A 13,727-nucleotide genomic window follows, 5' to 3' on the forward strand; every position below is an offset into this window, starting at 1 on the left:
TTCGTCGGGAATGCCTCCCTTTCTGCTTCCATTACTACCAGAAAATTTTGGGGTCAGAGCCTCGCACTAAGCGGGCGACTTTAAAAAATGTTACTGCGATTAGTATAAATAGTATATAATAAGGTCAGGAGGTAATAAAAGTGTTTAACCTAACTTACGAATTCAAGTTAAAGCCAACACAAAGCCAAATAGCGATGTTTGAAGAATGGTTAGAAACTCATAGACGAGTTTATAACTATGCTTTAGCTGAACGAAAAGACTGGTATAAGTCTCGTAGTTGTCAGGTTAACGCTTGTAGCCTTCAAAGCTGCTATATCATTCCTGCTGATGCACCACGTCCAACCTTTGCAAGTCAATGTAAGTCTTTAACTGCTGTACGCAAAGATAACGAGTATTTAAAGCGTGTTAACGCTCAATCTTTACAACAGACACTCAGACGACTTGAGAAGGCTTTTGTCTCTATGTGGGAACAGAATCATGGATTCCCAAGATTTAAAAAACCTGGACGGATGAGGTCTTTTTCTTTTCCGCAGTTAGGGCAAAACCCATTGCTTAACGGCTTTGTTAAATTCCCTGTTATTGGTGCAGTTAAAATGCGTCTATCACGGGATATCCCAGATGGAGGAGTAGTAAAACAAGCGCGTGTAGTTAAGAGGGCTTCTGGATGGTATGTGATGCTAACTATCCAATGGGATGTATCCGTGCCATCAATAACACCACATGGAAATGCAGTAGGAATAGATGTAGGTTTGACCAGTTTTGTTGCAACTTCTAATGGACTTTTGATTAACCGTCCGAGATTTTTTGTAGATGCCGAACGCAAGCTTAAATTGCTGCAACAGCGCGTTTCCAAAAAACGATTAGGCTCGAACAATTGGAAGAAAGCCCAGAAAAAAGTTGCTTTGTTATATGAGTACGTCGCTAATTGCCGTAAAGACTGGCATCGCAAGGTGTCTCATCAAATCTGTGACAACGTTGGAATGGTGTTTGTTGAGGACTTAAATCTTGTCGGCTTATCTCGTGGAATATTGGGTAAACATTGCTTAGATGCAGGGTTTGGTCAGTTCTTCAATATCCTTGAGCAAACTTGTTTGAAGCGTGATGTCTATTTTCAAAAAGTAAATAGCCGTAAAACGAGTCAAATCTGCCCAAGTTGTAGTTTTGAAACAGGGAAGAAAGAGCTTTCAGAACGTACTCATATTTGTTCAAATTGCGGCTATACAACTGATAGAGATGTTGCAGCCGCTCAAGTAGTCGCAATACGCGGACTTGCAACCGTAGGGCATACGGTCAAGATGCTTGTTGAGGGTAAATTCATTGGAATCCCGAAGACGCAAGAATCCTCGCACCTTTAGGTCGAGGAGTGTCAACCAGCCAATTTCTGGTCGCAGACACAGAGATTCTGGTTCTTGACTGACACCAATTAATCCAGCAACAAACTCCATTTCGTAGACATTCCCGAGGTAATCCCAGTTGAATGGAACCTTAGACGGCAGGTTGGGAAAAGCACCCCGTGCTTCTATAGCTGGTGACAGCTCAGAATTTAACCAGGGATTGCGTAGATATGGTGGCTCAGGAGTTTTGCCTTCAAACATTCGTTCCCACTTTGATGTTTGATTATTCAAAATGTAGGGGAATAGTTTAGCAACCCATCCAGTAATATAGGGCGAGCCACTTCCCTCTGGTCCTTGGTACTTGTAAATGGAATCCCAAAACTCGGTATTCACACTGCCTTCAGCGGCGGCTACAAATTCCTTTAGAATGGGTCGTAGCGGCTCAATCCACCACTCCAAACCAAAGCGAGCAAACTCTTCCACCCTCTGTGCAATAGAACGCCAATCCTCTACCGTTCCCTCCAATTTAATCGTAGGTATACCACAGAAGCTGCTTACCTCGTACTCAAAGTAGGACTGCATTGCATCTAGCAATACGACTTCCGAGGCAGCACGTTCAATAGGGCCTGTGGTTGAGAAGTTAGCCACAATTAACTCGTGTGCTTTGCCAATATGTTGGTGAATTTGTTCGGAAAACTCCCCGAACACTTCTGCCCAAGGGTTGTCGGCCGAACCCTTCACAAAGTCATCACGGCGAACCTTAATCTTCAACTTTCCCGAATGCTGCACAAAGTGATGACGAAGTTCTTCGGCATTCATGTTAATGTGCTGTGCTAGTCCCTGTGTTAAGGTTAGCCAAATTATGTCAGGGGAAAGGCAAATTGGATGATGAAAGGCAAAAGCTGTATGTAGTGCTCCAATGAGTGGATGATACGAATCAACCCTCTCCACCAACTGCCCGCGATATCGACAACAAGCCTCGATCGGTCTACCTAAAAACTCTGCAACTGCTTCATAGTAAGGAATTTCAGGCAAGGGGGTGGTTGTGGGAGATACCTTTGAAACAGCAAAAGTTCTGGCGATCGCGGTGCTGGTACCTTCAGAATTTGTGACTGGATTGTACATAGATGGTAAATCATTCGTATAGTCCCTATCTTAGACTCAGCTTTATGTACCCAAGTAGCACTATGCGAACCAAAACGAGGACGGCAGTCTGCTGTTGCGATCGCTCCCTAGCAACCTGAAAGCTGCGCGGTAACAGTCCCGGCAGCCGGTCACTTAGGTGCGATCGCTATTAACTCAATCCCTTCAACACATTCAACAGATTGATGGCTATTGATGTTGCTGTTTGCAGGGTTTCGGCGCTGTCAACTGGAGTCTTTGGCGCCGTATTGACAAATTGCTCTAATGATGTTATGAGCTGTGTCTGAGCCTGCTTGAGGTCAATTTCACCAGCCACTGAGTCCGCGCTGCTTTCTGCGGGCTTTGGTTCCAGGCCAGCAGGCAACTGCACAGGTTCCATCGTAGGGCGAGTGGTGCTGGCATCTTTACTACTACTGACCACTAGCCGCACTGCTGGATCGCCAATAATCGCATAGTTGCGGGCGTCATTGTTAGCCGTCCACATCCCAGCCAAACTCGCATGATTGGGCTCCGCGCCAAACTTAATCTCTTCTAACTCAATGTTGAGGTCGGAGGAAATTTCCGCATAGCGCTCGTCAAAATACTCCAATGCCGAGCCTACTGGATGGCCTTCCAGCAGGCGCTTCACGCTACTTTGAAAAACTGCTATCTGCCTGCGCTCTATTGCTGTCTGAATGGCATCTCGAGTAGAACCCTTAATATCTGACCAAGAGAAAGAACAGCCCCAAGCTCGATCTATATGACCAACTACAGCTAAGGCACCTCCCTTGGGATGGCTCAGAAGTTTCTGTGGCAAGCGGGCAAGAAACGAGCGCGGCGCAATCTCTGGTCGTGAAGCTTTTTTGTGACCGTCGAATTCATCATATTGGGGGCAGCCTGCGCCATAGCAGGCAAAGAAAAAAGCAATCATTCCTAAAAGCCGAGCTTGTTCGCCAATATCATCCCCAGAAAAGTAAAAATCTTCCCTCATCGGCTTTGCCCCTGGACGACCCGGCCCCGGCCAGTCTTGGCACAGCAGTGCGCCTTGGTGGAGCAACTGACGCGTATCGCCCTTGTCAAAGCCCATGCCATGACTGGCCGTGAAAAGCAAACTAGGGGTTTCACTGCCTCCTAGCAATTGCCCCAAGCGGGCTTTGGTTGCTTCTTCTTTAAGAATCGTTTTCACATCCCAGTTGGGATGTTCTTTGACCACCCATTCAGATAACGGCTGAATGAGGTGTTCAGTGCTGAGATTAGTGGCAGCGTCTCCTGGGTTGCACACACCGAAAAAGGCAGCGCTAGGGGATAGGGATAAATTGCTAGTTTCAGCTTCTACTACACTGTGAGCGTACTGCGCGTATTCCTGTAGCGTATCAAAGTGAATGCGACCCACTGCGTACTGAACGCTGAGCTGGGACTGAAAGGCATAGGGAATTGTTACTGGATCGCCAACAATCAGCAGGTAATACGGCATTTTGTCTGGATCGGCAGGACCTGGCCCTACTCCCTGACGCGCCAGGAAGTTCTTTTTTGACTCGCCTGGACGATAGCCCTTGACGCCGATGTATTCCTTGTAGTAATGCTCGTGCTTTTGGGTGGCTTGCTTTTTGCGATGATTTAATAGTTCGCTGAGCGCTTCTCGGATTTCCTTTATTTCCGAAGAGTCACCGCCAGGGAAAACTACTCCCCAACCTGTTTGTGCGAGGTCTTTGGGATCTACTCCCTCTATCGGAGCAAAATCAGGCTCTTGTTTTTCTCGAATTTTTAGCTCGATATCTTGTAATTGGTCTGGATCGAATTCTTCGCCCATGGCAATCCTAGCTACTTGCTCAGGGGTCATAGGAGGCAGCAAATAATCGCCCGTCGAGCCATTAATCCCATTGAAAAATAACAGGTCTTGTTCGTTCATATTTTTGGTTCCTTGTTGGTTGCGCTAACAATCGGCATTTAATTTGTGAATAAAACAGATAGAAACCCCACGAGCCTTTCAAACAAGGACTTGCTGAGTTTCTATTGGGTCTAACTCTGGCGGTTAACTGGGATAAGCTGCCGACCACACAGCATGAGCGACTTCCGGCTTGGCAATGTCGGATTAGCCTGTGCCCATTCCTCCGAGATCCTCGTTACAAATAAACTGGCTGCTTTCTAGGTTGTAGATTTTGCCCGGTTTAAAATCATAAGAGGCAGGTGGGCCGAGGATGTTCGTGTTTTCCTGGGTCTAACTCTGGCGGTTAACTGGAATAAGCTGCCGACCACACAGCATGAGCTACTTCCGGCTTGGCAATGTCGGAATGGGCACCCATTGTTGGCCCTCCCAGGTTCGCACAAATAAACTCGCTGCTTTCGAGGTTATAGATTTTGCCCGGTTTAAAGTGATACGAGGCCTCGCAGGGGAGCATGTTTATGTTTTCCGCTGCGAGGTCATCTCCGCCTAGACCAAAGCTGCCAATTCCACCATACTTAGGCAATTGACCGGGGGCAAAGTCCACAGCACTAAAGGCAGTCTTTCCAGCTAGGGGGTACATCCGGCCGACTGCATAGTCTAAGTAGGAGTGAGTTGTAACGATCGGACCTGCGACTTTACCTTGAGCGATGATTGTATTAAAGTAACCGGGGCGATCGCGTTCGTATGAAATCTTTGAACAGTAAGACCAGAGCGATAGAGCGCCTTGTACCAACGCCAGAGAATTCACTGGGCGGACTAACGTACCCTTCCCTTGCGGACCGTTGAGCATGGAAGAGACAACAACGCATCCGAAACTGTGACCCATCAGGTGGAATCGCACCGTTTCAGCAGCGTTCTCTTGCAGTGTTTTTAACAAGTTGAACCCAGTGCTTTCACCGATTTTGCGAGCGCGTTCTTTCATTTTCCAATAAGACAGTACCCGCAGGGGGTCTAAAACCTTATCCCAGACTGAGCTGCTATCGGTGCTGAAACTTACTGGTTCATCTTTACTCGCTTCATAGATGGCTTCTGGATCGAAACCTTCCCAATCCGAACCCGGTGCCGCACCTTCACCTTCGCTACCCAAGTCAGCCTCTTGGTTCAACACTTGGTAGGCGTTCACTACCTCTGGTGGCAAGCTATCAATTGTGCTGTCTTCGCTCGCCGCCCTGAGAATTGTTTGCAGGGCTTGCCGTGCTGCTTCAGTGTTAGCGATGCGCGAGGCATATTCATCTACTAACCCCTCAACTGGATCTTCGTCGTTCACGTCAAAGGACACCGAACCACTTGTCAAGTCTTCATTGCCCCAAGGCTTGCTAGGCCAGTGCAGCCCGATCATTAAGGGACGAAATCCCGATCGCGCCTCTTTGATTTTTTCAATATCGGCTGTTTGTTTAGCCATTGCGCCAATCCAGTCGTTGTACTGCTGTCGCGCTGCGGGAATGTCGCCCATCCACCCGTGGCTCATAAGGAATACATCTGTGATTGGCTCAGTGGCTAGCGCTGAGAAGATTTGTTCGCTGAGTTTCTTCCCATCAGCTTCATCGCGTTCGTTGCCATCCTTATCACAGGCAATCAGATAGTAATTCAAGGAAGTATTAGGTACTTTTTCAATTGGCATGGCATTTACTCATTTAAGAAAAACTGGCTGATACCAATTTTATATGAGGTTGCATAGAATCTGATCCCCCCTAACCCCCCTTATTAAGGGGGGGGACAAGAGCTTGGTCAAACTCCCTCTTATTAAGGGGGAGTAGGGGGTATGCGAGGGGGAGCGAAATATATGCAACTTCACATTAAATTGGTATGAACGGTTGGGTAAACGAACCTGGTTTCTGAGGGCGGTGTTTTGTTTCTACTTCTGGGCCTATGTTATCAGGCAGCTATCTACTTTTGGTGGCGCTGCCTGAATCAATAAAGTAGAGCTAAATATTGATACTTTGGGGAATTTGAGAAGGTAGCAAGAATTTGTAAGGCATGAGCCGGGAAGAGTTTTTCTTGCTAATCTCCATTTCAATATCTCTTAGCCGATTTTGAAATTTGTCCAGAGATGACTTGACTTTGGCATCTTTAAAGTGTCCTTTGTTGTATTGACCTAGCTGCGTGTAATATACCGAACCCAGTAAACCAACTACCTCAATTTGGGTTTGGGCGCGGTCTACCGAAGGTAGCATACTCATAAAGTTCCCTTGTTCCTCAGGACTTGTAGGTGCTGGGGAGAAGAGGGCCAAAGGAAAAGCCGGCGCATAGCTCATTAATTCGGATTGAGGGAAATTTACTGCAGCGTGCTGAGCACTTCCGGTAAAAATGACACTCGTGACAGCATCAATTAAATAATCGACTGTTTTAATCGCACCTGAAGCATCTTCTCCAAACTCCTTTAAGCGACCCCCTTGGTCGGAAACTAATTCCGTTGCCCAGTTTTGTAAATCTTTGTCTTTGAGTATTTCTTGGTTGCTAGGGTAGTAAATCCTTAAATAATCACTAACCCAGGTATGAAGAGCCTCCCAAATCAGCCGTCCATCATCTCGATAAGGATAATCAGGTAACTGAGCGCTGTCGCCGACACCCTGACTTGTCAAGGTTTTGGGAAACATTACATCATTGAAGTGTTGCAGATAGCTTTTTGCTCCTTCAACGACAATAACTCCATCGTTCTCAATAGTGCTAGCTAGAAGCTCATCTACTTTTCCTCCGGTAGCAATTAACTTTTTATGAGCCCCGTAATTGATTAAGATAGTTCCTTCAAAGTGAGGATCTAGCAAAATTCTTAATTTGTGATTTTCTGGCAATATCCGCTTAGTAGCTAGAACAAAAGGTTCTACAAATAAATGAGTGCGACCTAAATGACTAACTAATTCGTGGAAGTTGCCATCTGCCATATTAACAATGGTTTTAGCTACCATCCAGTTGTCGTCATCTAGCGGCGTAAATACTGGTGGATTTTTACTTACAGAAGGTTGTTGGCATTGAATAGCTACTGGGATTAGAGAACGAGATGAACTATTAACTGGGGGAACCGCAAATAATGCTACAGGCGCAGCAGGGTATTTTTTGACGTTGTTTGGAAAACTCCCCTGTGCCATGTCTTTTAACATGGAATAATCAGCTTTATAAAGTCGGCCTTCTCGCAGAGCAGCTTCAAGTGAGTCGGAAAACTTAAATTTTTGGATTATTTGCTGATATTTTTCGTTGGTAACCTGCAAAGGTTGATCTTTTTCTGATAGCTGCTGGAGCATAAGTGGGTTTGGCCCAGCAACTCGCATATAAGCAAAAATCAAATCTTCTTGAAAGCGTTTGCTAATCTGGGGTAAGCGGAGATCTACAAATAAGCGATCGTAATCCTCCAGGCTGGGCAAATCTTCACCTCCTCCTATTGAAAAAGATACCTCTGCACTTTGCTCACTTTCTAAATCCAACAATTTCATGTTTTCTTTAATAATTTCCCTGAAAGCTAAATCCAGCGAGTCTCCTGACGTATCTTCCAAGTCAGAGCCAATACTAAAGTCTAATGCCTCTGAAGTTTCACTAGATTGGTAGGCTTGAGCAAATTGCTCATCTATCTCTCTAAGCTGCTCATCAATTTCAGAACTTTCTACTGAGTCACTATCACCTACGCTGAAAGATACTCCCTCAGGAGAAACCTGTTGCGTAATTTCTTTGGCAGCAGAGGCTATTTTCCAAGCAATATTTTTCAAATCTTCCTTACTATCAGCCGCTTCAATTTCTTGTTCAGTATTTTTTAATACTTCTATCTGGTGATCGACCCCTGAATTTTCTTCTGTGCTATCACCCACGCTAAAAGATGGGATGTCATTCTCAAAATGTCGAGCTTTATTCGCATTCAAAATTGTTATTTGTTGCATGACTAGCGTTACCCATTTTATATTGGGTAGCTCTTGACTGGGTATGTTGAGATTAATCAAAGGCAATGGAGGCGAAGTTGTCATAGCGAGGCTGGGAATATAATCATAATTATAATTATATTTGCCTGGAAAAAATTTGGAACCAAATTTGACGAACTTATAAAGTGTTAAGAGAGTGTTGATTAAGGTGTTTTTGCTCGAAGCAGAATTTTGATTTCCCGAAGATAAAGGCATATGCCCTCCTGTAGTGGTGAGAGATTTATTTAGCGATTAAGCTTGAGCTTACCATATCGTTTCAGCCAAGCGCATAACTTTCTGTACGGTTGCTCATTTCACCCCGTGATATTGGAGTGCGGTTTGGTAAGAGGCGATCGCATCATCAAAGCGATTTGGTCGAGCTAACGCATTACCTAGATGCCAATTGCTAGTATCATCATCTGGCTTAATTGTCAATGTCTGATGGTAAAATTGGATGTCGTCGGGGTTGGATGCGATGCGAGAGCGATAGTAGCTCATCACTCGTTCTATTCCCTGAGTGTGTTGGAGATAAAACTTGAGTGGTGTTAATTAGACATCTCCGAAAACTCTCAAAGCTTCTCTATGACTAGCTTTCATTCTTTAATCGGAACTTACCCCACACACTCGCTCGCCAGAGGTTTTAAACCCCGATCTTGCGGTGTTTCGGGGTGAGAGCCCTCACGTGATACATGACTACAAAGTCAGAGCAACTTCCAGTAAATCGAAGGCTTTGTGCTGTAAAGGATTCGGTATCGTCAGCTTATCAAAGCTAACTGAAACACGCCCCAATTTAGGCTGCACTCGATTTTTAGTAATCGTCGCCAAATTGGTGAGTAACGTCCGAAAACTTTGCACCGGAAAATTTTCCGAAGTACGTTGAGTTGAAGCCTTCCGTTTGGCCGGAGTCTGGGATTTATTCGGGAGAACCACCTCCGTAGGTTCAAAAGGCTCTAACCAATCTTCCTCCTCAAATAGCAACGGCGCTAATCTCTGGCGCATCTGCCATTCCACATCATAAGCTAGCAAGCACAAAAACACGTGCGATCGCACTCGGTGAGCTTGCGCCATGATAAATCGGACTTTTTCTAGGCTCAAACTTAAGATTTTAGCATCATTGACATTACCTTCAACAAATTCGACAGCAATCGGGTCTCCCGCAGCGTTACAAAGTAATCCAAAAATGATGGGTAATTTCCCTTTCTTTTTGTCCCGCGAATAGCCATATTGAGCCAGGGTACAGGTGGTTCCTTCCTCATATGTGGAAGTGAAATCGTAAATAATTAGGCCCCCTTCACATAGGTGTTTGGCTGCTATGCTTTGTTCGATTTCTGCTTGTCTTTGTGACAACCAATCCATTGCTTCATAAAGCTCCGATTCATCAGCATCTTGAACTTTTAAGATTTCACTAAGTGTGCTGTTAGAGGTATCTGGCGATAGTCCGCGTGCTCTGGCCAATTTTGAGGTAGGGTCGATAATGCGTGCCATCCCGCATCGCGGTGACTCGCATCCCGTTGGCGGCTGGCTCGATCGCTAATTAATGATTCGAGCCCGATATTTTTGAGCGTGCCTAACACCGCAGCCAGATGGCCGTGGGGTAAGGAACGTTGAATTTCAAAGGGGGATTCTAAACGATCGAGCGCACTGCCACCTTTGAGTAAAATTCGCAGTCCTTCAATGGCATCATCCGGCAATTTTTAGAGGTTAGCTAGAGTGCGCCAGCGCACTTTTCCCTGCTCTCGATCAGACTGTCGTAAGAGGACCAAAGGGTGGGGAATTGCGGTTGGGGACTCTTTCGATGTGCATGAGTACAATTCTCTGATGCTCTGACTCTAAGGAGCGCGAATTAAATAACTTACAATTTTAATTGTTATTGTGGGATGGGCGTCCCGCCCGTCCTTTTTGGACGGGCGGGACGCCCATCCCACTTTCAAGAGTGGAAGTTATTTAATTCTCATTCCTAAAAAGCCTTAAGACCATCTTAAGTTAGATGGCTACACCCGTGAGCAGAGCGAAGTGGCCAAACCTATAGCTCGTATGCGCGAGCTCTCTTCGGGACTACCCCGCAGGGGCTAAATTCCGTTTACGCAAGCGTGGTCGTGCATCGGAAAGTAACTGGAGGAGGGCGAAGTGATTGGGGCGCTCAATTAGTAGCCCAAATGTTTAGCTTTTTAGAAACAGTCCGGCCCCAAGGTGGGGAAGCGAGCGCACAATTGTACGAGTTACTGTCTGTCTTCGGGTCGTAGTCCTCCCGGCTTACAATACAACTGAACTTTTCGTTGAAATAAATTGAATCAACCAGTGTTCCACAAACTTCCTTCTTGCTTGTGGCAAGTTTTTCTGGAATACCATCTACAACTCGAGTGCGTAGCTATCGCTGATATCCTTGGCGATACCGCAACGCAGTTGCGGTGAGCAGTTACGCATTTTTCTCATAATCCCCAACGGTCAGATTGGGGCACAACTGCGAGATAATATTCCCGGTATTGCCAGTCAAGGAATGCTTTCTACTTTTGGTAGTGGCGTGGACATTGGAGAAAGTCCACAGCAGGCAGCCATGCGACAAATGGAGGAAGAAACTTGCCTCACAACCAATTTTTACCAAAGGGACTTTATCACAACTTTTACTCACCAAAAGACCCAAAAAGAGAGAAAAATTTTACAAGACAACCACCTTTTTTTGGCGAGAGTTAGCGATTGTGATAAAATAGAAATCAAAGAAGGTGTGGGTTTGGTAGTTTTGAGAAAAGATGTAGACTTTGAAAAAGTCAATGCCGGGGAAGGTACTCAAATGGCGTGGAAATTGTTGCAGGAATATTTAAAATAAAAACTCCCACACTACGTTTTCCCCGCGAGGGGACTGAAACTTTAATAGAGAACTTCTTTACGATGCTGTCAAATACGAATTTCGATTACGAATTATTACTACAACGGGCGATCGCCATCGCAGCCAAAGCTCATGAGGGGCAGATTGATAAGGCAGGCAAACCCTATCTCGATCATCCGCTATTTGTGATGGAAAATGTAAATTCTCTAGACCAGAAAATCGTAGCGGTTCTACACGATGCCGTCGAAGATTCTGAACTTACACTTGAGCAACTTAGAAGCGAAGGTTTTCCTGAAGTTATCGTCTCGGCGATTGAGGCGATTACCAAAATAGAAGGAGAAGCTTATGCAGCTTATTTAGAACGTGTGATTGCCAACCCGATCGCACTGCCAGTCAAAATCGCTGATGTTACTCATAACCTCGATCTGCGTCGCATCGCCCATCCGACAGAGGCAGATTTTCAACGCATTGCAAAATACAAAAAAGTTCTCAGTCAGTTGCGTGCCGCCCTAAAGTAATTATTAACCGCAGATATCCGCCTTCGTGGCACAGGCATCTTGCCTGTGCGATATCTAGGCATCTTGCCTGTGCGATATCTAGGCATCTTACCTGTGCGATATCTGCGGTTAAAAAAATCCAGAAATCCTAAGCCATCACCATCCCCCCATCCACATTAAAAACCTGCCCGGTTATATAAGCAGCCGCCGCATCTGCCGCCAAAAACTTCACCATCCCCGCAACTTCCTCAACTTCCCCGTATCTCCCCAGCGGAATATATTTCAAAATCTCATCAGACTTGACATCCTTAGTCATATCTGTAGTGATAAAACCCGGTGCAACTGCATTCACAGTAATCCCGCGACTGGCCAACTCCTTCGCCACAGTTTTAGTAAACCCAATTACCCCAGCCTTCGCCGCACTGTAATTAGCTTGTCCGGGATTGCCCATTTGCCCAGCAACCGAAGCAATATTAATAATTCGGCCGCTTCGCTGTTTCAGCATGATTTTACTGGCAGCTTTCGCACACAAAAACACGCCGGTTAGATTCAAATCAATCACCGCTTGCCAATCTTCCAACTTCATCCGCAGCAGCAAAGTATCGCGAGTAATGCCGGCATTGTTCACCAAAATGTCAATCCGTCCCCATTTTTCCATGACATTACTGGTGAGTAAATCTACTTGGTCAGTTTTCGAGACATCTGCTGCAAGTGCCACAGCTTCTCCTCCAGCAGCGACTATTTCTGCTACCACCTCATCAGCAGCAGCACTCGAACTCGCATAGTTGACGGCGACTTTAGCGCCTTCTGCTGCTAGGGCTAAAGCAACGGCGCGGCCGATTCCCCGCGACGCACCGGTCACGACAGCAACTTGACCCTGCAATCTCTGAAAAGTCTCTGGTAATAATTCCATAATTGTATCCTCGCAATCTACCAGAGAATTTTGCACTAAAATCGAGCCAGAACCAAAAAAATTATTTTGTCTTATGGCAGTTCAAAAACAGTTCAGCAGTTTTGAGGAGTTACTATCGGGCTCTGACTTGCCCGTGTTGGTGGATTTTTACGCTACTTGGTGCGGGCCTTGTCAGATGATGGCACCGATTTTGGAACAAGTCAGCGGTCAGATGAAAGACAAGCTGATGGTTGTCAAAATTGACACGGATAAGTACGAAGACTTGGCGTCGCAGCATCACATTTATGCTTTGCCGACTTTGGTGTTGTTCAAAAATGGCGCTGAGGTCGATCGCATTGAGGGAGTGGTGCAAGCGGCGCAGTTGATCGATCGAGTGCAACCTTTCTTGTAACCGGAGCCCATTATCTCACACGTAGGGTGCGTCAGCCAATAGACATTTCCCAAAAAGATATTCAAGAACAGGCAGGATGCCTGTTCCACAACAATTATGGGAGATGTCTAATATCTGATTCATTATGAATAAGATAATCCTAGTTGACGCACCCTACTGATGAAGACTCCCAGCCACGCTATTATCAATCTGGCAATTCTCGGCAAACCGCAACTGCCGCAAGCTAATCTAATTATTGCGATCGGCGGAATTTTGCCGGATATTCCCATATTTCTCTTTTACTTTTGGGCGAAATACATTGCTCGCTTGCCCGAAGCTACAATTTGGTCAAAAGCATATTATGAGCCTTTTGTGCAAGATATTGTGGCTCTGTTTCATTCTATACCTCTGGCGGTTATTGGTTTGCTAATTGCTTATTACTTTGGCTGGCCAAGCGTGCAAATTCTGTTTATCAGCATGATACTGCACTCTCTGGGAGATTTGCCTGTCCACAATGACGACGCTCACCGCCACTTTTTTCCGTTCAGTAATTACCGTTTTATCAGTCCCTTTTCTTATTGGGATCGGAAGCACTACGGGTCAATTGTTTCTGTGGTTGAAATGTTGTTAGTGCTGCTGTCAACTTACCGCGCTTTTGGTTTTGTTAATTCTTATGTTGGTAAAGGATTGTTGATTTTGGTGAATTGTTTTTACTTAATTGGAGCGGTGTCTTTTTACGTTCGCTCTTTAGTTTCTCGTTCTTAATTATGCTGCTGCAATTGCTCTCTCACCGGATTATCGAGATTGTTTTTGCCCAACTGAGGGCGATCGTCCTTAA

Annotated in this window: 12 protein-coding genes and 2 pseudogenes; 6 read left to right on the top strand and 8 right to left on the bottom strand. The window is 45.6% G+C overall.

The window, feature by feature from the left end:
* The first annotated feature begins 140 nt into the window (after positions 1 to 140).
* Positions 141 to 1,355, top strand: a complete 1,215-nt coding sequence (locus QT992_RS03055) for a transposase (protein ID WP_333316410.1) — start codon at positions 141 to 143, stop codon at positions 1,353 to 1,355.
* Positions 1,356 to 1,427: 72 nt separating this feature from the next.
* Here QT992_RS03055 and QT992_RS03060 read toward each other — a convergent pair.
* From QT992_RS03060 to QT992_RS03090, 7 genes and pseudogenes are all read right to left on the bottom strand, one after another.
* Positions 1,428 to 2,459: pseudogene (locus QT992_RS03060) on the bottom strand (DUF4419 domain-containing protein); the annotation flags it as partial.
* Between the two features lie 169 nt (positions 2,460 to 2,628).
* Positions 2,629 to 4,365, bottom strand: coding sequence for a hypothetical protein (locus tag QT992_RS03065; RefSeq protein ID WP_333342322.1), 1,737 nt, complete (start codon positions 4,363 to 4,365; stop codon positions 2,629 to 2,631).
* A 322-nt stretch (positions 4,366 to 4,687) separates the two neighbouring features.
* On the bottom strand, positions 4,688 to 6,022 hold the full coding sequence (locus QT992_RS03070) for a hypothetical protein (protein WP_333342320.1): 1,335 nt from the start codon (positions 6,020 to 6,022) through the stop codon (positions 4,688 to 4,690).
* Between the two features lie 304 nt (positions 6,023 to 6,326).
* Positions 6,327 to 8,501 carry a lipoxygenase family protein gene (locus QT992_RS03075; RefSeq protein WP_333316415.1) on the bottom strand — a complete coding sequence of 725 codons (2,175 nt, stop codon included), beginning with the start codon at positions 8,499 to 8,501 and terminating at the stop codon, positions 6,327 to 6,329.
* A gap of 93 nt (positions 8,502 to 8,594) precedes the next feature.
* On the bottom strand, positions 8,595 to 8,783 hold the full coding sequence (locus tag QT992_RS03080; RefSeq protein ID WP_333316417.1) for a hypothetical protein: 189 nt from the start codon (positions 8,781 to 8,783) through the stop codon (positions 8,595 to 8,597).
* A 195-nt stretch (positions 8,784 to 8,978) separates the two neighbouring features.
* On the bottom strand, positions 8,979 to 9,740 hold the full coding sequence (locus tag QT992_RS03085) for a hypothetical protein (protein WP_333376536.1): 762 nt from the start codon (positions 9,738 to 9,740) through the stop codon (positions 8,979 to 8,981).
* Positions 9,680 to 9,976 (bottom strand): hypothetical protein, encoded by a 297-nt coding sequence (locus tag QT992_RS03090; RefSeq protein WP_333342316.1) that lies wholly within the window; start codon positions 9,974 to 9,976, stop codon positions 9,680 to 9,682. The genes QT992_RS03085 and QT992_RS03090 overlap by 61 nt, the downstream gene beginning before the upstream one ends.
* 399 nt (positions 9,977 to 10,375) lie before the next feature.
* On the opposite strand from QT992_RS03090, the pseudogene QT992_RS03095 reads away from it, so the two are divergent.
* The 3 genes and pseudogenes from QT992_RS03095 to QT992_RS03105 form a co-directional block, all read left to right on the top strand.
* Positions 10,376 to 10,553 (top strand): annotated as a pseudogene (locus QT992_RS03095) (IS66 family transposase); the annotation flags it as partial.
* 115 nt (positions 10,554 to 10,668) lie between these two features.
* Positions 10,669 to 11,109, top strand: a complete 441-nt coding sequence (locus tag QT992_RS03100) for an NUDIX domain-containing protein (RefSeq protein ID WP_333316423.1) — start codon at positions 10,669 to 10,671, stop codon at positions 11,107 to 11,109.
* Positions 11,079 to 11,627: an HD domain-containing protein gene (locus QT992_RS03105; protein WP_333316425.1), complete on the top strand. Its 549-nt coding sequence runs from the start codon at positions 11,079 to 11,081 to the stop codon at positions 11,625 to 11,627. The genes QT992_RS03100 and QT992_RS03105 overlap by 31 nt, the downstream gene beginning before the upstream one ends.
* A 127-nt stretch (positions 11,628 to 11,754) precedes the next feature.
* Here QT992_RS03105 and fabG read toward each other — a convergent pair whose 3' ends face one another.
* Positions 11,755 to 12,519 (bottom strand): 3-oxoacyl-[acyl-carrier-protein] reductase, encoded by a 765-nt coding sequence (gene fabG / locus QT992_RS03110; protein WP_333343016.1) that lies wholly within the window; start codon positions 12,517 to 12,519, stop codon positions 11,755 to 11,757.
* Between the two features lie 73 nt (positions 12,520 to 12,592).
* Between fabG and trxA the strand changes: the two genes are divergently transcribed.
* Positions 12,593 to 12,910 (top strand): thioredoxin, encoded by a 318-nt coding sequence (trxA, locus tag QT992_RS03115; RefSeq protein WP_333316429.1) that lies wholly within the window; start codon positions 12,593 to 12,595, stop codon positions 12,908 to 12,910.
* A 159-nt stretch (positions 12,911 to 13,069) separates the two neighbouring features.
* Complete coding sequence (locus tag QT992_RS03120) at positions 13,070 to 13,654, top strand: hypothetical protein (RefSeq protein WP_333343017.1); 585 nt, start codon at positions 13,070 to 13,072, stop codon at positions 13,652 to 13,654.
* Positions 13,655 to 13,727 lie beyond the last annotated feature (73 nt).

It is taken from the genome of Microcoleus sp. T3_D1 (genome assembly GCF_036700405.1).
Lineage (GTDB): Bacteria > Cyanobacteriota > Cyanobacteriia > Cyanobacteriales > Microcoleaceae > Microcoleus.

Excerpts from the sequence above, each read along its gene's own strand:
- QT992_RS03065 (WP_333342322.1), bottom strand. The coding sequence starts at position 4,365 with ATGAACGAACAAGACCTGTTATTTTTCAATGGGATTAATGGCTCGACG.
- QT992_RS03070 (WP_333342320.1), bottom strand. The coding sequence starts at position 6,022 with ATGCCAATTGAAAAAGTACCTAATACTTCCTTGAATTACTATCTGATT.
- QT992_RS03075 (WP_333316415.1), bottom strand. The coding sequence starts at position 8,501 with ATGCCTTTATCTTCGGGAAATCAAAATTCTGCTTCGAGCAAAAACACC.
- QT992_RS03080 (WP_333316417.1), bottom strand. The coding sequence starts at position 8,783 with ATGAGCTACTATCGCTCTCGCATCGCATCCAACCCCGACGACATCCAA.
- fabG (WP_333343016.1), bottom strand. The coding sequence starts at position 12,519 with ATGGAATTATTACCAGAGACTTTTCAGAGATTGCAGGGTCAAGTTGCT.
- trxA (WP_333316429.1), top strand. The coding sequence starts at position 12,593 with ATGGCAGTTCAAAAACAGTTCAGCAGTTTTGAGGAGTTACTATCGGGC.
- QT992_RS03120 (WP_333343017.1), top strand. The coding sequence starts at position 13,070 with ATGAAGACTCCCAGCCACGCTATTATCAATCTGGCAATTCTCGGCAAA.